The sequence below is a fragment of the Stenotrophomonas sp. STEN225 genome (genome assembly GCF_056756445.1).
This window is the reverse complement of sequence record NZ_JBRRBV010000005.1, coordinates 59,772-78,438: the sequence shown is the minus strand read 5'-3', so window position 1 is coordinate 78,438 and position 18,667 is coordinate 59,772. Positions and strand designations below refer to the sequence as shown.

Genomic DNA, 18,667 nt, shown 5'->3' with positions numbered 1-18,667 from the left:
CGAAGGGGAGTGCGATGACACTGCTGGGACTATTGGCCATCGGTGTGTGCCTGCGGATCGCGATCAGCGATCTGTATGCCCGCCGGGTGCCCAATGCCTGGCTGCTGGCGGCGTGCGCACTCGCAATACCTCTGCTCGTCGCCGGGCAATTTGGTGAGCCACGACTGCCATGGCCGGCGCACCTGCTCGGTGCCGTTGCCGGCTTGCTCGCGCTCCTGCCCTTCTACGCACTGCGCTGGATGGGCGCAGGCGACGTGAAATTCTTTGCCGTGCTCGGCCTGCTGCTGGGATGGCATGCCTTGCTGCCGATATGGGTAGTGGCCAGCCTTGCCGCCGGCGCCCACGCAGTGGCGATCCTGCTCGGGCGTCAGCTGGGCATGCACCTGCCGATGCGCGTGCAGCTGCAGGTATCGCGCGCCAGCGAGCAATGGCAGACACACCCCGCATTGCGCGGAATGGAGGCTGCCCGCCAGGGGCGCCGCGGCATTCCCTATGCGGCCTACCTCGCATTGGCGGCGATCGGCTGGCTCCTGGCCACGACCTACGGAGGTCTCGCATGAACACCCTCGGTCCGCGGCGCCAGCGTGGCGTGGTTGCCGTCGAATACGCGCTGATGATGATCCTCGGCCTGGTGCCGCTGCTGCTGTTCACTTTTTCCGGCGTGCTGATCATGGCTGCCCAGCAGACGCTTGCAACGGCCGCTGCCGAAGGCGCGCGCGCATCGCTGCGCTTCGGAACCGCCAACGAACGACGCACCGCCGCGTGCGTCGCAGCACGCCAGTCGATGCAATGGCTGCTGCAGTTCTCCAGGCAGAACCCCGACTGCAGCGCAGGCGGCACCGGTCCGATCCAGGTCTCGGCGCAGGCACCGTGCGCGGGCATGGCAACCGCGCAGTGCATGACGGTCACCGTCCGCTACGACTACGCCGCCCACCCTTTCTTCCCCGGCACCGCCACGCTTTACGGCTGGGTGATGCGGGCCCCCATCCGCAGCGTCGCGGTCGCCCAGCTCGACCTCGGCTCCGGCAACTGACGGTACAGGAGACGGTTCCATGCTCAAGTTGACCCGCATCGCCGCCATCGCTCTGATCGCACTCGCGGTGCTGCTGGCGCTGATCGCATTCGTGATCGGCCGCAGGCCCGCCCCTTCGACGGAAAGCGCGGCTCCGGTCGTTCACGCCGACGCACAGGCCATTACGGTGGTCGAGGCCATCGCCCGGCTGCCGGCCGGTGAACCGATCACAGCCAATGGCGTGCGCCTGGCCCGTCGAAGCGCAGCCGTGCCGGGTGCCGCCGCCGACCTGGCCGCCGTGGTCGGCAAGGTGCCGGTGCAGGACATCGCCGAAGGCAGCACCATCAGCGATGCAGTGCTGGCCCAGGGCTTCTCGCTGCAGCTGCGGCCCGGCGAGCGTGCACTGGCGGTGCCGGTGGATGAACTGGTCGGTGCCGGCAACCGTATCCTGCCGGGCGATTTCGTCGATGTGTTCCTCAACCTGCGCAGCGAACCTGCCAGCTACAACGCGGCACCCGACGCCGCACAGACCCGCCTTCTGCTGTCGCGCCTGCGCGTGCTCAGTTATGGCCAGCAGGACATCGCCCCGAACACGGGCAGCACGAATGCCAGCGCCGATACCAGCAACCGTGCAGACCCGCGCGCGGCGGATATCACCAGCAACGCCAGCAGCGGTGGCGGCAGTAGCGGTGACGCAGCCCAGCCGGCCCGCAGCGCCGTGCTGGCGGTGCCGGTGGCCGATGCCAACCGGCTGCTGCTGGGCGCGCAGCAGGGCAAGCTCTACCTCGCGCTGCGCAATCCCGCCGATGCCGGCCAGCCCGACCTGGCCCTGTTCCCGCAGGCGCGGGGTGTGATCGACCCGCTGCGTGGCCTGGACGCGGAACAGCAGCTGGCGTTGCAGCGCCCCGAGAACCACGCCTTCGCCGGCATCGATGGCGATGCCCTGGCCGGTCGCAGCAACGCACGCGCACGCACGGTGAACGACGCCCCGGCACAGCCCCCCGCCGCCCGCCGCAGCGCACCGCGCGCATCCGGAATCGAGATCATCCGCGGCGATGGTTCTGCGCCCCGCGGCTCCCTTTGACCTGCACCGAGAGCTTCCATGACCGAACGTCGCCAGAGTCCACGCCCCTCCTCCCGCCAGCGCTGGCTCGCTCTGCTGCTGGTGCTGCTGGCGCCTGCGACCAGCGTGGCTGCCGACGACCTGGTGCTGCAGGCCCGCGAACAGCGGCCCTGGACGCTGCCCGCGGACCTGGAACGGGTGGCCATCGCCGATCCGGGCGTGGCCGATATCGTGATGCTGCGTGGCCAGCGCCAGGCGCTGCTGGTCGGCAAGGCCCCCGGCACCACCACCCTGCTGCTGTGGCACCGCAAGCAGTCGGAGCCACAGCGCGTGCAGGTCCGCGTGCAGAGCGCGGTGCAGGGGGCGGCCGATGCGGGTTCCAGCGGCCTGGTGTTCACCCAGCAGGACCAGCAGGGCCTGCTGCAGGGAAGCACCGACAGTGCGCTCGCGCACATGCAGGAACAGAAGGCGGCCGCGATGGCGTTGGGCAAGGATGGCCAGCTGGCCGATGCCTCCACCATCGCCAGCGGCGGTGTGGTCCAGGTCGAGGTGAAGGTGGTCGAGTTCAACAAGACCGCGCTGAAACAGGTCGGCATCAGCTTCCAGAACCGCAACGGCGGCTTTGCCTATGGCTTCGCTCGTCCGGGCGGCATCCTGCCGGGCAACACCGGCGTGCTGCCCGGCATGCAGGAGGGCAATTCCAGCAACGAATCGGAATCGCCCATCTCGTCGGCCTTCCGCCTGGTGTTCGGCTCGACGAAGGGCCTGTGGAATGCGGACCTCGATCTGCTGCAGTCCAATGGCATGGCCCGGGTGCTGGCCGAGCCGACCCTGGTCGCGCTGTCCGGCCAGAGCGCCAGCTTCCTCGCCGGTGGTGAACTGCCGATCCTCGAACCCCAGGGCCTGGGGACCACCACCATCACCTACAAGCCGTTCGGCATCGGCCTGACCGTCACCCCGACCGTGCTCGCGCCCAACCGCATCGCCCTGAAGGTGGCGCCGGAAGCCAGCGACCTCGACTACACCAACGCCATTTCCCTCAACGGTGTGCAGATTCCGTCGATCAGCACCCGCCGTGCCGATACCACGGTGGAACTGGGCGATGGCGAGAGCTTCGTGATCGGCGGTCTCGTCAGCTCGACGGTGGCCTCCACGGTGAACAAGATCCCGCTGCTGGGCGACCTGCCGATCATCGGCTCGTTCTTCCGCGATTTCGACTACAAGCGCCAGGACAAGGAACTGGTGATCATCGTCACGCCACGGCTGGTGCAGCCCCTCGCCCGCAATGCCGAGCTGGCACTGCCAGGCGAGCGCGAGGCCCGGCCCAACCTGCCTGAGTGGGGTTCCTGGCTGCTGGGTCCGGTCAGCCAGGACCCGGTGCCCGGTTTCTCACGTTGAATCCATGATGCCTGCGATACCACGCCCATGCCCTACGCCACTGCCCAGCCGCTGCATCCGCAAGGACCGCCGATGAACCTGGTCCTGTACGGGATGGATCGCGAACTGCTGCCGCGGCTGGCGGCCAAGCTGCCGCCTGCCACCACCCTGCACTGGCAGGACAGCGGTGAGCCGACATCCGCGCAGGACCTGCAACGCGGTCCGCAGAATCTGGTGCTGCTCGACTTCCGCCCCGAGCACGCCGCCGCCTCGACCGTGCTGGCGCAGCAGCTGCAGCAGACCCAGCCGGACCTTGCGCTGGTCGCCGTTGGCGCCACCGGTGCCGGGCAGGTCGAAGGCGTGGTGATGGCGCTGCGCGCCGGCCTGCGCGATGTGCTCGACCTGGACAGCGACAACACCGGCATCGAGGCCGCGCTGCGCCGCGCGCTCTCGCCCCGGCCCGCCGCTGCCGCACACCAGCCGCACAAGGCGCGGTTGATCCTGCTGCTGGGCGTACGTGCCGGGGTCGGCACCAGCACACTGGCCGCGCATCTGGCCGTGCTTGCACAACAGACCCATGCATTGGCGCAGGGCGAGGCCAGCACCCAGGACGGTCTGCTGCTGGAACTGGCGCAGCCGGCAGGCGACCTGGCGCTCTACCTCAATCTGGACAGCCGCTTCCACTACGAAGACGCACTGCGCAATGCCAGCCGCATCGACGCCACCCTGGCGCGCACTGCGATGGCGCGCCATGACAGCGGACTGGTCCTGCTCGACCGCGCCAGCGGCAGCGATGCGCTTCCGCCGTCCGACCCGGGCGCCCTGCTGCAGCGGCTGCGCGGCGTGTTTGCCAGCGTGCTGTGCGACGCCGGCGGCTGCCCGCTGCGTCAACTGCCACCGCTGCTGCTGGACCAGGCCGACGAGATCTGGCTGGTCGCGGACGCTTCGATCGCCACCCTAGTCTCGCTTGACCATGCGCTCAAGCATCTGTCCGGCCAGCGCGAACGGGAGAAGCGCCTGCAACTGGTGATCAACCGCCATGACGACAGCAGCGGCATGAGCCCGGAGCAGATCGCCCGACGGTTCGAGCTTCCACTGCTGGCCACGCTCCCCGAACGACCACGCGTACGTGCCTCCGCCAGCCACGGCCACCTGCTGCTGCAGGACGCGCCGCGTGATCCGTACCTGCGTGCCCTCGCCCCGCTCGTCCAACGCCTGGATCCGGCTGCATGCCCGGTCCAGACGCACGGCCTGCGGGAAAGACTTGCCCTTGCCCTGGGTGGATCGCAATGGAAGACAAAGTAACCCCGTTTCCGCACGCCGTCGCCCGCCACACCGTGCCTGACCACGTTGCGGGCAATCTGCCGTTCGCAGAGACCGAGCAGTACCAGAAGGTGCTGTCCGCGGCGCATGAGCACCTGCTCAACAGCATCGAGGACGAGCGCATCGATATCGATTCCTGGGCACCGGACACGATCGCGCGCTGGGTGCAGGTGCAGACCGTGGGTTTCATCCAGGAGTGGCGCATCCCGATCAATGAAGAGGAGATGCAGGTGGTGGCCGAGGGCCTGGTCAAGGAGCTGACCGGCTTCGGCCCGCTGGACGACCTGCTGCATGATCCCACCATCGAAGACATCCTGATCAATGGCTTCAAGGATGTGCATGTCTCGCAGGGCGGACAGCTCAAGCGCGCTACCCAGCGCTTCACCGACGACACCCATCTGCTGCGCATCCTGCGCCGCATCCTCGCGCCACTTGGCCGGCGCCTGGACGACTCCAACCCGATGGTGGATGCGCGCCTGCCCAACGGCGGCCGCCTCAATGCGATCATCTCGCCGCTGGCGGTGGACGGACCGATGGTCTCCATCCGCAAGTTCCGCAAGGACCCGTTCACGCCCGATGAACTGCTGGCCAAGGGCACCTTCGATGCGCCGATGCAGGCGCTGCTGAAGGCGATGGTGCTGGGTCGCTGCAACATCCTGGTCTCCGGCGGCACCAGCTCGGGCAAGACCTCGCTGCTGAACGCCCTGGCCAGCTACGTGCCACCCACCGAGCGCGTGATCACCGTCGAGGACACCGCCGAGCTCTCGCTCAATCATCCGCATGTGGTGCGCCTGGAGAGCCGCATCGGTGGTGCGGAGGGACAGGGCGCCGTCAGCATCCGTGACCTGGTGCGCAACAGCCTGCGCATGCGCCCCGACCGCATCGTGGTCGGCGAGGTGCGCGGCGCGGAAGTGCTGGAGATGCTGCAGGCGATGAACACCGGCCACGACGGCTCGATGGCCACCATCCATGCCAACTCGCCACGCGACTGTCTCTATCGCATCGAGATGCTGGCCGGCTTCGCCGGGTTCCAGGGCAGCGAAGACAGCCTGCGCCGGCAGATCGCCAGCGCGATCGATTTCATCGTGCAGATCTCGCGCCTCGGCAGTGGCCGGCGCGTGCTGGTATCGATCACCGAGATCACCGGCGTCAGCGACAACCTGATCACCACCCAGGAGATGTTCCGCCACGAAGTGCAGATCGACGGCAGTGGCAAGGAGACCGACCGCTGGATCGGGCTGGGCTTCCAGCCGCACTCGCACAAGCTCGAGCCGTTCCGCCAACTGTTGCGCGAATCCCTCTACGGAGACTACTGAACATGGGGACTGGCCTGCTGCTGGGCGTATTGAGCATCGTGTCGGTGCTGCTGGCGCTGGCGGTATGGCTGTGGGGCACCGCCAACAGCCGCGAACAGCGGCAGGCCTCCTTGCAGCATGCCGAACAGCAGCTGGCACGTGGCAGCGCGGGCCCAGGCAGCAACGCGGCTGCGGCCAACGATGGATCGCGGCCGCTGCCGGCAGCAGCTGGCCGTCGCGCGCTGCCCTGGAATGGCCTGCTGCAACGCGCGGGCCTCGCCACCGGCTGGAAGGTGCCGCTGATGCTGCTGGTGCCCGGCCTGGCCCTCTCGCTGTTCGCGATGCTGCGGCTGGGAACGGCATGGATGCTGCCGCTGACGCTGCTGCTGTACCTGCTGGGCTGCTGGTTGTGGATCATGCGCCGCACCGCCAGGTTGCAGGCCAAGCTGCTGCATCAGCTGCCGGACTTCCTCGACAACCTGGTCCGCCTGACCGCGCTCGGCAACAGCCTGCAGTCGGCCTTCCAGGTCGCGTCGCAGCAGGCGACGCCGCCGCTGCGTGAGCTGCTGGACACCACGGTGCGATACGCGCGGGGCGGCATGGACCTGGACCGCGCACTGAACCTCGCCGCGCAGCCCTATCGGATGGAGGTGCTGAAGGTGCTGGCCGTGGTGATGGGCGTCAGCGTCCGCATCGGCGGCCGCGCCGATCAGATCCTGCAGCGCATGGGCGATTTCATGCGCGACCTGGAGCAGGCCCAGCAGGAGCTGTCAGCCACCACGTCCGAGACCCGCATGTCGGCCTGGGTGCTGGGACTGCTTCCGCCCGCCAGCGCCGTACTGATGGCGATCTCCAGCCCCGAGTTCTTCCAGCCCGTCCTGCACGATCCGCTCGGTCACAAGATCCTGCTGATCGCCCTGGGCCTGGAACTGCTCGGTGGTTTCCTGCTGTATCGCCTGGCCAAGTCGCTATGAGCATCCGCAGCGGAGGTTCCCGATGAGCGCAACTGCCTGGTTCGCACTTGCCCTGCTGGTCCTGGCCGCCGGCGTCGCCCTGCTCGGTGTGGGCGGCTGGGTCCGCAGCCATCGCGAGGACCGCAGTGCGGCAACGCTGAAGACCGCATTGCAGCCACGTGATCCGATCGCCGACGAGGACGCGGCCCGCAGGGATTCACTGGGCTGGCTGGAGCGCTTCGGCCGGACGCTCAGCGGCGGGCGCCTGGAAGCCGCACTGCTGGCAGGCGAGGATCGCCTGCTGCTTGATCTGGCCGGCTGGAACACCCGTCGCGGCACGGCGATCTATCTGGGCCTGCGCCTTCTGCTGGCAATACTGGTGCTGGCGCTGACCCTGGCCGTGAGCGATGCCACCGGCCTGGCCCGGATCATGGTGATCGTCGGCGCGCTCGCCGGCGGCCTGCTGATGCCCAAGTTCGTGCTGGCCGCGTGGGTCAAACGGCGGCGACGCGCCGTCAACAACGAGTTGCCGCTGCTGATCGACCTGCTGCGCCTGCTGCAGGGGGTTGGCTTCAGCATGGATCAGAGCCTGCAGACCCTGGGCGACAAGCTGCGCGACGCACTGCCGGTGCTCGGTGGCGAGATCCAGGAGGCGAACGTCGCCTACACCCATGGACGCACTCGCGCCCAGTCGCTGCGCCGGCTCAGCGATGTCTACGGCGATGACGACCTGTCCAGCCTGGTGCAGTTGATCCTGCAGGTGCACGCCCACGGCGGCGCGGTGCAGGAGCCGCTGCGCCAGTTCAGCATCCGGCTGCGCGAACAGCGCCGCAATGCTCTGAAAGAGAAGGTCGGCAAGCTCTCGGTGAAGATGACCGTGGTGATGATGCTGACCCTGCTGCCTGCACTGATGCTGGTGCTGGCCGGGCCTGCGCTGGTCGCGCTGGCCAAAACCCTGTCGAACATGGGATGACCGTCATGCCTGCTCTGCGCCACGCCTGTCTGTTGTTTGCTCTTGCCACTGCCGTCGCGGGATGCGCCTCGTCCACCCCGAAGTACCTGCGCGCGCCCACCCTGGCCGAGCCCGGGCCCGCGCCGCAGGACAGCCGCAATGCCTACCTTGAGCTGATCGAGCGCATGCAGCTGCAAGGGGCCTGGTACGCCTCGCTGGCGCATGTGGATGCATTCCGCCAGCGCTACGGCGATCCTCCGGCGCTGCGCCTGCTGCAGGCCAATGCACTGCGCGAGACCGGCCAGACCGACGCCGCGGCCGCGCTGTACCGCGAACTCAGCAGCGGGCCGCAGGCCGCCGCCGCGGCACATGGCCTGGGCCTGATCGCCGCGCATCGCGATGACGAGGCCGGCAGCGAACTGTCGCTGGCCCGCGCCACCCAGCTGCAGCCGTTGAATACCGATTACCTGGGTGACCTGGGGTATGCGCGTCTGCGTGCCGGCCGCTTCGATCAGGCCCGCGAGCCGCTGGCCAAAGCACTGGAACTGTCACCGGGCAACGCCAAGGCGACCGCCAACCTGGCGCTGTGGGCGGTCCTGCGCGGCGACAACGCCACGGCCGAACGCCTGGCTGCGCAGGCCAACCTCAACGAAGACACCCGGCGCAGCATCCAGCAGCAGGCCCAGCAGATCCGCAGCCGGCTGCAGCAGCGCCAAGCCCAGGCATCGGCGGCCAGCAGCACGGCACGGATCGCCACTGTGCCATCCCGCGCCCCCGCCCCGGCCGGCAGCCGGCTGGCGGCCGAAACACGCCGTGACGCCCGCGATCGCGATCCCTCCCGTCTGCCGCCGTCGATGCTGGAGCGCTTCGGCACGTCCGACCACCCCACCGAGAACACGCCATGACCGCGATGACCCTGATCCGACGCCTGCTGCCTGCGGTCACCTGCTGCCTGCTTGCCACGGGAGCCCACGCACAGGCGCCACAGGCGCCGCTGACCGGCCAGATGCTGGGAGGCGGCCCGGCCGCCGGCCCGGCCGTCGCCCCACAGCAGGCCGAAGCACTGGCAACCGTCGACCTGGCGGCGCCTGCGCCGCCCCCGGCGATGCCAACCGCGCCTCCTGCTCCGGTGGCCGCCGCACCGGCTGCGCCACGGCGCAACGAGGTCGGTGATGCCACGCGCCAGCTGTTCCAGCTGCAGGCGTCCGGGCAACAGGCGGGCGCGCGGCTGCCGATCCTCGGCGACCAGGCCACCGCCAGCTACGCGCGCTACCTGAAGAGTTTCGAGCAGGACATCCCCGCCTTCTTCGACACGGATGTCGGCAGTTCCAAGAGCACCTCCAACTCCGGACGCTGAGGCATGCCATGAACCGCTCTCGCCAGCCCCGTTTCCACCGCCCGCGCGGCGGCATGTCCGTCACCATGATGCTGGTGATGCTGGCACTGGTGGCCATGCTGGGTCTGATCGAGGTCGGTTTCCTGTTCTGGGCCAAGCGCGATGCGCAGAAGGTCGTGGACCTGGCGGCGCTGGCAGGTGCACAGCGACTTGAGCTGTGTACATCGAACAACGGCGACAACAGCGCCGCGCGGCAGAGCGCACTCACGCAGAACCAGTTCCCGGGCACGGTGCAGGTCCGCTGCGGCAACTGGAGCGCCGCACGCGGAGGCAACCGCTTCAGCGAGACGGTCGACGCCAGCAATCCGCGCAATGCGGTGCGGGTGGTTGCGACCCGCAGCGTGCTGCCGTTCTTCGGCCAGAACGAGAGCCTGCCGACCATCACCGTACAGGCCGTGGCGCGCCGCTCGGAACCGACGGCGGTGTTCGCGGTGGGTTCGCAGCTGCTGCGCACGAACGGCAACTCGCCCTTGATGGGCACCCTGCGCCTGGTGGGGCTGGACGTCACCAACGCCACGGTGCTGTCGTACGACGGACTGGCGCAGGCCAACATCACACCGTCAGGCCTGCTCAATGCGCTCGGCATCCCGGTCACCGCCAATCTCAGCGTGGCCGACTTCAATCGCCTGCTGTCGTTGAACCAGGTTTCACTGGCACGGCTGGTGGACGCCACCGCCACGGTGGTCGGCCGCAGCACCACCGCGGGCGTGCAGCTGCGTGCGCTGTCCGACCTGGTGGCCACCCGCCTTGACATCAATCGGGTCAATATCGCGCTGGGCAGCCAGAACGGCGGCGGCGGACTGTTCGCCGAGGTGATCTCTCCCGACGGCACGGTGGGCAGTGCGCTGCAGTCGCAGATCAACGTGCTTGACCTGGTCAATGCAGCCATCTCCATCGCCAATGATGGCAATGGCGTAGCGGTGCCGAACCTCAACCTGCTCGGCATGGATATCAAGGCAGGTGTTGTCGAACCGCCGTCGATCGCCATCGGCGGTGTCGGTTCGCGGGCCTACAACGCACAGGTCCGGCTGATGGTCGACGTCGACAGCGACCGCCTGTTCGGGGTGGGGCCACTGCTCAACCTGCTGGGCACGCGCCTGCACCTGCCATTGCATGTGGACGTGGCCAACGCGATGGGAACACTGACCAGCATCCAATGCAGCGCGGCACCGCCCACCGCCACCATCCAGGTGGACTCCTCGGTACTGCGCGCGTGCGTCGGCAAGGTCAATGCCGCCGACCGTTTCTCCAAGAGCAATGTCTGCGACGCCACCTTGCAGAACGAACAACTGCTGACACTGCTGGGACGGCCGCTGATCAACGACAAGATCACCCTGCCGGCGCTGACCGGCACGCAGAGCCTGACCCTGGCCGCCGGCCAGACCGGCACCACCCGGATCAATCCCCTGGCCGTCGGTGACGCGGTCTCGCACCTGGTCAACGAGCTGCTGCGTGTCCTGTCGGGCATGCTGAGCTCGCCGGCACAGGGCATGAATGCCAACGACACGGCCAAGGCACTGGCCGACCGCTACCTGCAGGCAGCGTTCCCCTCGGGCGGCCGCTACAACGTCGACCAGCTCATTCCCCTGCTGCGCGACGGCGACCCGTCGCGCAACCTGGCACCGCTGGGCAACTGGACGGTCAAGAAGGGCGTGCCCAAACCCTGCCTGATCGGGCTGGGCACCTGCTGGGAAGATGGCTCGGTCTGGGCAGGCTACCGCGCCACCGTGACGGGACAGGGCCTGGGTCTGCTCGACGGGCTGCTCGGCTCACTGGTCGGCGGGCTGCTCATCAACCGCTGCGACAGCCTGCTGGGCAACCTGATCGACTACAACGGCTGCGTCCGCACCAATCTGGCCTCGTACATCCAGACCGCCCCGGACGGCTTCCTCGACGCGGCGGCCGGCGGCGGTGTCACCACGCCCGGCAACAACGTGTCCTGCAGCGGTGTGCTGTGCACCGTGCTGAGCCCGGTGCTGGCCGCGCTCAAGCCGGTGCTCAACACCGTCGGCTCCCTGCTGAGCACGACCCTGGCCAGCCTGCTGGGGCTGGAGCTGGGCCGCACCGATGTCAACGTCCAGTCCATCCAGTGCAATGGCGCACAGCTTGTGTTCTGAGCCGGGCCGGCGCCCTTGGCGCCGCCGCCGCGCATGCTAGACTCCCGGGCGGGGAACACTTCCATCTCAACCCACACTCATCCGTGGATGGTCCAGACATGCGAGAAACTTCAGGGGGCACCGTCTTCGCCCGCCACGCGCGCGGCGCGGCACTGCTGGCCGTGGCCATGCTGCTGGTGGCACCGTCCGCACTGGCGGCGCGCAGCAGCCGCGAAGCCGCAGCCGAACCGGTACGCAGCAGCGCACCCGTGGTACGCAACACGGTGGACGAGCTCAAGCAGTTGATGGACGCACGCCAGCTGACCGAACTGCGTACCACGTACAACGGCAACTACGGCGCCAGCCTGCTTTTCAATGCCAGTACCCTGACCTACTACGTCGCCCTGTTCCAGGAAAAGAACTTCTGGCGCGTCATCAAGACCGATGCCGTCGACAACGCCGAGCGGGTCTATCGCACGTTCGTGCAGCAGACCGAACAGCTCGCGCAGGTCTACATCGATACCACCCGCCTGGAAGCCGGCAAGCGCTATACCGAGCGCCTGGTGGCCTACAACGAAGAGCGCCTGCGTACCCTGCAGCAGGAAATGGAGCAGCAGCAGGCGCAGTCGGCCCAGGTCAGCGCGTCACTGCAGCAGGCCCAGCAGCAGGCCGTCAGCCTGAGCACCGATGTGCAGAGCACCAACAGCCAGCTGGACGCCCTGCAGCGCCGCATCCAGATCCTGCAGGCCGAACAGGGCAACCCCGAATTGAGCCTGCCGAAGCCGGACAGCACACCCGCGCCGGCAGCGGCCAGCGACGTTCGCTGAATCCCCCGACAGAACCCGACAGCGGCGCCGAACGGCGCCGTTGTCGTTTTTGGCCTGATTGCGACCCGATTCAGCGGCAGGCCTCGAACACGGCATCGTCCCACTGCCTGCGCTGGACGAAATCCGCCCGGCGCGTTCTGGCCAGCGCCTCCGTGCGCATCCTGCGCGCCCGTGCACAGGCCGCAGCATCCGCACTGATCGGAATCAACGCCCCCTGTGCACGGCCCGATCGCCGCGTCGGCCTGCGTCCACCGTTGCCCGTGGGGGTCGCCTCGGCGGTGAGCGGCGCACTGCCGCGCGGCAGCGACTGCTCGGCGGGCACTTCCCAGCGCCACTCCGCCTGCCCCTGGCAAGGCGTCTGCTGGTACAGCGCACGCCCGCCGTCCGCGCACTTGTAGACCTGGGTCTGCGCCGCTGCGGATGTCGCCAGCAGCATGGCCAGCAGCCCCCATCCCGGCAAAGTCCTCATCTTCACCCCCTCCCACGACCAGCACTCATGGTCGGTACGACGAGCGCCGCGCGCCAGAGCGATCCGCGTCACATCCGTGCTCATCCAGCACAGCCGTGCAAGCCACTGCATCACCTCTGCGCTGTACTGCCACAGGCGACGGCCACCTTCGCCGCCGCCGTCCTTCCCTTCCGCCAAGGAAACCGCAATGAGCAACTACATCACCGTCAACGACGGCGCCCGCATCTTCTACAAGGACTGGGGCACCGGGCAACCGGTCGTTTTCGCGCACGGCTGGCCACTGTCCTCAGACGCCTGGGACCCGCAGATGCTGTTCATGGGCCAGAACGGCTTCCGCGTGATCGCCCACGACCGGCGCAGCCACGGTCGTTCCAGCCAAACCTGGGACGGCAACGACATGGACACCTACGCCGACGACCTGGCCGCGGTGATCGACGCATTGGACCTGAAGGACGCCATCCTGGTCGGCCACTCCACCGGTGGTGGCGAGGTGGCCCACTACATCGGCCGCCATGGCAGCGCGCGCGTGGCGAAGGTGGTGCTGGTCGGTGCGGTACCGCCACTGATGCTGAAGACCGCGGGCAACCCGGCCGGAACGCCACTGGAGGTCTTCGACGGCATCCGCAAGGGCACCGGCGGTGATCGTTCGCAGTTCTTCCAGGACCTGGCCACGCCCTTCTTCGGCGCCAACCGTGACGGCAACACGGTCACCCAGGGCATGCGCGATTCGTTCTGGCTGCAGGGCATGCTGGGCGGTGTGAAGGGCCAGTACGACTGCATCCATGAATTCTCGGAAGTCGACTACACCGCAGATCTGCAGAAGATCGACGTGCCGGCATGGGTCGTGCACGGTGACGACGACCAGATCGTCCCCTTCGATGCGTCGGCCAAGCTGTCCTCGCAGATCATCAAGGACGCCGAACTGACGGTCTACCCCGGCGCGCCGCACGGCCTGACCGTCACCCATGCCGATCGCTTCAACGCCGACCTGCTGGCGTTCGCCCGCAAATGATGTCCCGCGGCGGCGCCCCACTGCGCCGCCGCTCCTGCGGGGTAGCGACGGGTATTGCCCGGCGAACGTATCCAGCATCCACTGGGCATGGCCCGGCGCTACCTGTCAGATATCGCTGTGATGGTGCGGTACCGCCGTGGGCAACGGGTCATGCCCGCCGACGAAATGACGTACCACCGGCGCGCGTTCACCACGGTGCAGGGCACGCAGCACTTCCTGGATCGCCTTGTCGTCGGCCGTAATGCGCTCGTGCTGGCGCAGGTGCTCCAGCCAGGACGGGGTCACGAAATACTCCAGATGGATGCCGGGGCTGGCCACATCTTCGACCACGCCCCACACCACCGCACCGTCGCGGCGCCGGACCGTGCCCAGCGCGCGCATCTGCGCCTGGAACGATGCACGGTCGGCGGCATCGATGCGGTATTCGATCGTCACCAGCACCGGCCCGCGATCGTTGGAGACCGGCACCGACAGTTCCGGCGCCGGCCAATGACCCGCCGGGCGCAGGTTGAGATCTTCGGTGCCAGCGATTCGCACCCTCCACACCAGCAGCCCGCCGATGACCGCGCCTGCTGCCGCAACCAGCAGCGCCAGTTCCGGCGATGTTCGCTGCGCCAGCGCGCCCCAGCATAGGCCGCCGGCGGCCATGCCTGCCGAGAACACCATGATGTACAGCGCCAGCGCTCTCGCCCTCACCCAGGCAGGAACCGCCGTCTGTGCGGCGATCTGCAACGAGGACAGCACCGTGATCCAGGCGAAACCGTTAACCAGCATCACCACCGGCAGCAGGTACCAGCTGCGGGTCAGCGCCAGTCCAACCAGGCTCAGTGCCAGCGCCAGCGTCGCCAGCAACACCAGCAGATCGCGGTCCAGCTGTGCGCGCAATCTAGGCAGCAGCAGCGCCCCGGCAACCGCGCCGATGCCGATGCAGCCCAGCAGCATGCCGTACTGCCCTGCACCGCCATGCATCTGCCCTCGCACCACCACCGGCAACAATGCGTTCATCGCCGCAGCGAAGAAGAAAAAGCCGACCGATTTGATCAGCACCGCCTGCAGACGCCCGGCGCGGCTGGCATAGCGCAGTCCGGCCTTCAGTCCGGCACCGAAACCTTCCGGCGGCAGGCTCGATGCCTTCGGGTCACGCTTCCAGCCCCAGACCACGAACAGCATCGCAGCGAAGGTGATGGCATTGAAGCCGAAGGCCCACACGGCTCCCAGCTGGGCGACGATCAGGCCACCGACAGCAGGCCCGATCGAACGGGCGATGTTGATGCCGATCGAATTCAGCGCCACTGCCGACGGCAGCATCGACTGCGGAACCAGCTCGGAGACGATCGCTGCCTGCGCCGGCATCGCCATCGCCGCGCCACATCCCATGCAGAACGTGAGCAGCACCAGCAGCTGCGGCGTCAGCATGCCGAGCGAGGTCAGCACCGCCATCAAGGCCGCCACTGCCAGCATCCATCCCTGGGTGGCCAGCAGGTACGTGCGGCGATCGACGATGTCGGCCAGGGTTCCTGCGGCCAGTGCCAGCAGCACGATCGGTACGGTTGTGGCTGACTGCACCAGGGCCACCATCAACGGTGATCCTGTGCGTTCGGCCATCACCCAGGCCGCGGCCACGTCATTGACCCACGTACCGATGTTGCTGGCCAGGATCGCCAGCCAGATCGAGCGGAACATGCGGATCTTCAGCGGGGACCAGGCACCTGCGGCCGGTGCGGGAGGTTGCGATGTGCGTGCATTCACCATTGCCATGCTCCAACGATCGAGGCGAACAACGTGTCCTGGCCACCGGCCTGCGTCAGCGCAGGACCGGCATCGACCCAGGCCAGCTGCAGCTGCCACTGCCAGTGTGCACTGGCCTGCCAGCGGGTTTCGGATTTGTACTGGCGGCCGATCCTGCGCGCGCCGCCTGCGCTGCCGGGCAACGCCACCAGCGGTGCGGGCGTGGTGTACACCGCATCGGCGCGGCGGTGCTTCCAGGCCATCTGCATGCCCAGTTCAGTGGTGACGGATTCGTGCAACCGCAGTGTGAGGGTTGGCTGCACGTCCATCAGGTTCGCCGGCGCCAGCAGGCTGGCTTCGCTGAAGTAGGCCGATTTCGGGAACAGGGCATTGAAGGTGCCCAGCCGGGCGTCGTTCGGGCGGCCATCACCACTGGCGATGTCGGCCTTCAGTCCCAGCCGTGGCTGCAAGGGCAGTTGCGGCCAACGCCAACCGGTATCGGTGGCCAGCGTCCACGCGCGGATATCAAGCTGCTCGCTGCTGGTCCGCAGCTCACCGCCCTGCACGACCAGCTCGCTGTTCCAGTCCAACGATCCGGCCTGGCCGAACCAGCGCGCCCCGAGAGTCTGCCGGCGCTCGATGCCGGCGCCTGCCGCGAAGCGGGCGTCCTCCCGGCGATAGTCCAGCAGATAGAGGTCCCACTGGCCCGGACCCTGGCCTGGCGCCGTGGTTGCATAGGCACCCCACAGATGCGCACCGCGTTCGCCACTGTCATCGAACGCACCCGGCCGGTTCTCCACCGGACGCAGTGCCATCAGTTCCAGCACGCCCAGTCCGCCCTGCCATCCGACCCTGGCACCATCGAAGGCCAGGCGGATATTCGGCCCGTCGCGCACCGACAGCAGGCGCGAGCTGCCATGGCCCGCCTCCTGCCGCCCGAGCTGCACATGCAGGCCGCCGCGCTGCCAGCGCCAGTACGCCTGCTGCACGTCCAGCGCACCCCGATCGGTCCTGCCAGGTCCACCGGCCCTCCCACGCTCGCCGTGCACGCCCAGCTGCAGCATCGCCTTCCAGTCGCGTTCACCGTAGGTGGCCGACGCCAATGCGCGAAGCAGGCCGTAGCCATCCTCGCCGCCGCCGATACCGAAGCGGGTCGGGTCGTAGTACATTCCGCGCAGACGCATCGAGGCATCCCACTGCAACGTGCCATCAGCGGCATCGCTGCAGTAGCCCCCCTCGCAGGCGAGCGCAAGGGACGGCGCGGCCAGCAGGGCGAGGCTCAGAATGCGAAGCACGAGCATCCCATCGCACCCCAGAATGCGGTCAGATCATTGCTGGGTACTGCGTGGCGCGCGGCATGGTCGTGTACACCGTGGGTCCTGCAGGCCGCACCAGGGTGATGGTGATGCGCCATCGCCACGCCGGTGGCCGCGCCGCCCACGTGATACCCCCCGAACCGGTTGACCGGCGACCAGTCCGGCATCGCCGGCGGCAGCTGCGGCGCCAGTCCGGCATAGTCTTCGCCGGCATGCACGATGCGGCCACCGACCACGGTAAGCACGCTGGTGATGTCGGCGATGCGGGCATCTTCGACGCGGAAGAAATCGGCCGAGAGCAGGATGAAATCGGCCAACTGGCCTTCCCTCAAGGTGCCCTTCACCGCTTCATCGCCGGAGAACCATGCGCTGCCCTGCGTCCACAGGCGCAAGGCCTGCTCGCGCTCCAGCAGGTTCTCCTCCCCATACAGCGCCAGGCCGCCGACGGTGCGCCCGGTGACCAGCCACGACAGCGCGACCCAGGGGTTGTAGCTGGCCACGCGGGTGGCGTCGGTGCCCGCGCCGACCGGCACGCCTTCGGCCAGCATGCGCTTCACCGGCGGCGTGTGCCGTGCCGCCTGCACGCCATAGCGTTCGACGAACGCTTCGCCCTGGTAGGCCATGCGGTGCTGTACCGCAATGCCTCCACCCAGTGCCCGGATCCGCTCGATGTTGCGCGGGGTGATGGTCTCGGCGTGATCGATGAACCAGTGCAGTCCATCGAACGGTACTTCGCGGTTGACCTGCTCATAGACATCGAGGATGCGGCCGATGCTCTCGTCATAGGTCGCGTGGATGCGGAACGGCCAGCGCTTCTGCACCAGCAGCTTCACCACATCATGCAGCTCCGGCTCCAGTTCCGGCGGCAGCTCGGGGCGTGGTTCGCTGAACAGCTCGAAGTCCGCTGCCGAGAACACCAGCATCTCGCCGGCGCCGTTGTGGCGCAGCAGATCATCGCCCTGGCGGGGCTGCAGGATCTCACTCCAGCCACGGAAGTCATCCACTTCCTTGCCTTTGTTCTGCGTGAACAGGTTGTAGGCGATACGCACGGTCAGCTGGTCGTCGCGGTGCAGCTGCTCGATGACCTGGTAGTCCTCGGGATAGTTCTGGAAGCCTCCCCCGGCATCGATCACCGAGGTGATGCCGAGCCGGTTCAACTCGCGCATGAAGTGACGGGTGGAGTTGGCCTGGTATTCGACCGGCAGGCGTGGCCCCTTGGCCAGCGTCGCATACAGAATCAACGCATTGGGCTTGGCCAGCAGCAGGCCGGTGGGGTTGCCCAGCGAATCGCGCACGATCTGGCCACCGGGCGGGTCCGGCGTTTCGCGGGTGTAGCCGCATGCACGCAGCGCCGCCCCGTTGAGCAGCGCGCGGTCATACAGGTGCAGCAGGAACACCGGCGTATCCGGTGCGATCTGGTTGAGCTCCTGCAGGGTCGGCAGGCGCTTCTCGTGGAACTGGGCGGCGGTGAAGCCCCCCACCACGCGCACCCATTGCGGCGCCGGGGTGCGATCGACCTGTGCCTTGAGCATGGCCATTGCATCGGCCAGCGAACGCAGCCCGTCCCAGCGCAGCTCCAGGTTGTAGTTCAGGCCACCACGGATGAGGTGGGTGTGACTGTCGTTGAGGCCGGGCACCAGTCGCCTGCCCTGTGCGTCGATGAGCGTGGCTTCGGCTCCCCAACCACGCATGATCTCTTCATCGCTGCCTACGGCGATGATGCGCCCTTCCTGTACGGCCAGCGCCTGTGCATGCGGACGGTGTGGATCGAGCGTGGTGATGCGGGCGTTGCGGATGACCAGTGTGTGCATGCGGCGCTCCTTGGGGGCGGAATCGAGGGCGGCGCCG

At 68.1% G+C, this 18,667-nt stretch carries 17 protein-coding genes; 13 read left to right on the top strand and 4 right to left on the bottom strand.

Annotated features, from left to right (window positions below; translation table 11 throughout):
• Positions 1–14: 14 nt before the first annotated feature.
• From ACVOJ1_RS06815 to ACVOJ1_RS06760, 12 genes are all read left to right on the top strand, one after another.
• Positions 15–560, top strand: a complete 546-nt coding sequence (locus tag ACVOJ1_RS06815) for an A24 family peptidase (protein ID WP_065182942.1) — start codon at positions 15–17, stop codon at positions 558–560.
• Positions 557–1,033, top strand: a complete 477-nt coding sequence (locus ACVOJ1_RS06810) for a TadE/TadG family type IV pilus assembly protein (RefSeq protein WP_111185924.1) — start codon at positions 557–559, stop codon at positions 1,031–1,033. Before ACVOJ1_RS06815 ends, ACVOJ1_RS06810 begins: the two co-directional genes overlap by 4 nt.
• Positions 1,034–1,052: 19 nt before the next feature.
• Positions 1,053–2,096, top strand: coding sequence for a Flp pilus assembly protein CpaB (gene cpaB / locus ACVOJ1_RS06805; protein WP_164152538.1), 1,044 nt, complete (start codon positions 1,053–1,055; stop codon positions 2,094–2,096).
• An 18-nt stretch (positions 2,097–2,114) separates the two neighbouring features.
• Positions 2,115–3,473, top strand: coding sequence for a type II and III secretion system protein family protein (locus ACVOJ1_RS06800; protein ID WP_346480184.1), 1,359 nt, complete (start codon positions 2,115–2,117; stop codon positions 3,471–3,473).
• Positions 3,474–3,500: 27 nt separating this feature from the next.
• Entirely contained in the window at positions 3,501–4,757 is a 1,257-nt protein-coding gene (locus tag ACVOJ1_RS06795) for a CpaE/TadZ family protein (protein WP_346480183.1), read from the top strand.
• Positions 4,742–6,091 (top strand): TadA family conjugal transfer-associated ATPase, encoded by a 1,350-nt coding sequence (locus ACVOJ1_RS06790; RefSeq protein WP_065182946.1) that lies wholly within the window; start codon positions 4,742–4,744, stop codon positions 6,089–6,091. The genes ACVOJ1_RS06795 and ACVOJ1_RS06790 overlap by 16 nt, the downstream gene beginning before the upstream one ends.
• A 2-nt stretch (positions 6,092–6,093) precedes the next feature.
• Complete coding sequence (locus ACVOJ1_RS06785) at positions 6,094–7,044, top strand: type II secretion system F family protein (protein ID WP_111185927.1); 951 nt, start codon at positions 6,094–6,096, stop codon at positions 7,042–7,044.
• A 22-nt stretch (positions 7,045–7,066) separates the two neighbouring features.
• Complete coding sequence (locus ACVOJ1_RS06780) at positions 7,067–7,996, top strand: type II secretion system F family protein (protein ID WP_111185928.1); 930 nt, start codon at positions 7,067–7,069, stop codon at positions 7,994–7,996.
• Positions 7,997–8,001: 5 nt separating this feature from the next.
• Positions 8,002–8,880, top strand: coding sequence for a tetratricopeptide repeat protein (locus ACVOJ1_RS06775; protein ID WP_065175332.1), 879 nt, complete (start codon positions 8,002–8,004; stop codon positions 8,878–8,880).
• A complete protein-coding gene (locus tag ACVOJ1_RS06770; protein ID WP_263174585.1) occupies positions 8,877–9,332 on the top strand; it encodes a DUF3613 domain-containing protein in 456 nt (151 codons plus the stop codon). Before ACVOJ1_RS06775 ends, ACVOJ1_RS06770 begins: the two co-directional genes overlap by 4 nt.
• An 8-nt stretch (positions 9,333–9,340) precedes the next feature.
• Positions 9,341–11,488, top strand: a complete 2,148-nt coding sequence (locus tag ACVOJ1_RS06765; protein WP_111185930.1) for a TadG family pilus assembly protein — start codon at positions 9,341–9,343, stop codon at positions 11,486–11,488.
• A 98-nt stretch (positions 11,489–11,586) separates the two neighbouring features.
• Positions 11,587–12,294: a DUF2968 domain-containing protein gene (locus ACVOJ1_RS06760; RefSeq protein ID WP_111185931.1), complete on the top strand. Its 708-nt coding sequence runs from the start codon at positions 11,587–11,589 to the stop codon at positions 12,292–12,294.
• A gap of 70 nt (positions 12,295–12,364) precedes the next feature.
• On the opposite strand, the gene ACVOJ1_RS06755 is transcribed toward ACVOJ1_RS06760, so the two are convergent.
• The gene (locus ACVOJ1_RS06755; RefSeq protein ID WP_111185989.1) at positions 12,365–12,763 is read right to left on the bottom strand and encodes a DUF4124 domain-containing protein; all 399 of its coding nucleotides are present in this window, start codon (positions 12,761–12,763) and stop codon (positions 12,365–12,367) included.
• 187 nt (positions 12,764–12,950) lie between these two features.
• Here ACVOJ1_RS06755 and ACVOJ1_RS06750 point away from each other — a divergent pair, with 187 nt between their 5' ends.
• A complete protein-coding gene (locus ACVOJ1_RS06750; RefSeq protein WP_065175255.1) occupies positions 12,951–13,775 on the top strand; it encodes an alpha/beta fold hydrolase in 825 nt (274 codons plus the stop codon).
• Positions 13,776–13,880: 105 nt separating this feature from the next.
• Here the strand turns inward: ACVOJ1_RS06750 and ACVOJ1_RS06745 are convergent, their stop codons facing one another.
• The 3 genes from ACVOJ1_RS06745 to ACVOJ1_RS06735 are packed head-to-tail and all read right to left on the bottom strand — an operon-like array spanning position 13,881 to position 18,630.
• The gene (locus ACVOJ1_RS06745; protein ID WP_065182952.1) at positions 13,881–15,527 is read right to left on the bottom strand and encodes an MFS transporter; all 1,647 of its coding nucleotides are present in this window, start codon (positions 15,525–15,527) and stop codon (positions 13,881–13,883) included.
• Positions 15,521–16,804, bottom strand: a complete 1,284-nt coding sequence (locus tag ACVOJ1_RS06740; protein ID WP_346480182.1) for an alginate export family protein — start codon at positions 16,802–16,804, stop codon at positions 15,521–15,523. Before ACVOJ1_RS06740 ends, ACVOJ1_RS06745 begins: the two co-directional genes overlap by 7 nt.
• The gene (locus ACVOJ1_RS06735; RefSeq protein WP_346480250.1) at positions 16,783–18,630 is read right to left on the bottom strand and encodes an amidohydrolase; all 1,848 of its coding nucleotides are present in this window, start codon (positions 18,628–18,630) and stop codon (positions 16,783–16,785) included. Before ACVOJ1_RS06735 ends, ACVOJ1_RS06740 begins: the two co-directional genes overlap by 22 nt.
• Positions 18,631–18,667: the final 37 nt, after the last annotated feature.

What these genes read in the sequence shown, in the direction of transcription:
- ACVOJ1_RS06815 (WP_065182942.1), top strand. Translation starts at nt 15, where the DNA reads ATGACACTGCTGGGACTATTGGCCATCGGTGTGTGCCTGCGGATCGCG.
- ACVOJ1_RS06810 (WP_111185924.1), top strand. Translation starts at nt 557, where the DNA reads ATGAACACCCTCGGTCCGCGGCGCCAGCGTGGCGTGGTTGCCGTCGAA.
- cpaB (WP_164152538.1), top strand. Translation starts at nt 1,053, where the DNA reads ATGCTCAAGTTGACCCGCATCGCCGCCATCGCTCTGATCGCACTCGCG.
- ACVOJ1_RS06800 (WP_346480184.1), top strand. Translation starts at nt 2,115, where the DNA reads ATGACCGAACGTCGCCAGAGTCCACGCCCCTCCTCCCGCCAGCGCTGG.
- ACVOJ1_RS06795 (WP_346480183.1), top strand. Translation starts at nt 3,501, where the DNA reads ATGCCCTACGCCACTGCCCAGCCGCTGCATCCGCAAGGACCGCCGATG.
- ACVOJ1_RS06790 (WP_065182946.1), top strand. Translation starts at nt 4,742, where the DNA reads ATGGAAGACAAAGTAACCCCGTTTCCGCACGCCGTCGCCCGCCACACC.
- ACVOJ1_RS06785 (WP_111185927.1), top strand. Translation starts at nt 6,094, where the DNA reads ATGGGGACTGGCCTGCTGCTGGGCGTATTGAGCATCGTGTCGGTGCTG.
- ACVOJ1_RS06780 (WP_111185928.1), top strand. Translation starts at nt 7,067, where the DNA reads ATGAGCGCAACTGCCTGGTTCGCACTTGCCCTGCTGGTCCTGGCCGCC.
- ACVOJ1_RS06775 (WP_065175332.1), top strand. Translation starts at nt 8,002, where the DNA reads ATGCCTGCTCTGCGCCACGCCTGTCTGTTGTTTGCTCTTGCCACTGCC.
- ACVOJ1_RS06770 (WP_263174585.1), top strand. Translation starts at nt 8,877, where the DNA reads ATGACCGCGATGACCCTGATCCGACGCCTGCTGCCTGCGGTCACCTGC.
- ACVOJ1_RS06765 (WP_111185930.1), top strand. Translation starts at nt 9,341, where the DNA reads ATGAACCGCTCTCGCCAGCCCCGTTTCCACCGCCCGCGCGGCGGCATG.
- ACVOJ1_RS06760 (WP_111185931.1), top strand. Translation starts at nt 11,587, where the DNA reads ATGCGAGAAACTTCAGGGGGCACCGTCTTCGCCCGCCACGCGCGCGGC.
- ACVOJ1_RS06755 (WP_111185989.1), bottom strand. Translation starts at nt 12,763, where the DNA reads ATGAGGACTTTGCCGGGATGGGGGCTGCTGGCCATGCTGCTGGCGACA.
- ACVOJ1_RS06750 (WP_065175255.1), top strand. Translation starts at nt 12,951, where the DNA reads ATGAGCAACTACATCACCGTCAACGACGGCGCCCGCATCTTCTACAAG.
- ACVOJ1_RS06745 (WP_065182952.1), bottom strand. Translation starts at nt 15,527, where the DNA reads ATGGTGAATGCACGCACATCGCAACCTCCCGCACCGGCCGCAGGTGCC.
- ACVOJ1_RS06740 (WP_346480182.1), bottom strand. Translation starts at nt 16,804, where the DNA reads ATGCTCGTGCTTCGCATTCTGAGCCTCGCCCTGCTGGCCGCGCCGTCC.
- ACVOJ1_RS06735 (WP_346480250.1), bottom strand. Translation starts at nt 18,630, where the DNA reads ATGCACACACTGGTCATCCGCAACGCCCGCATCACCACGCTCGATCCA.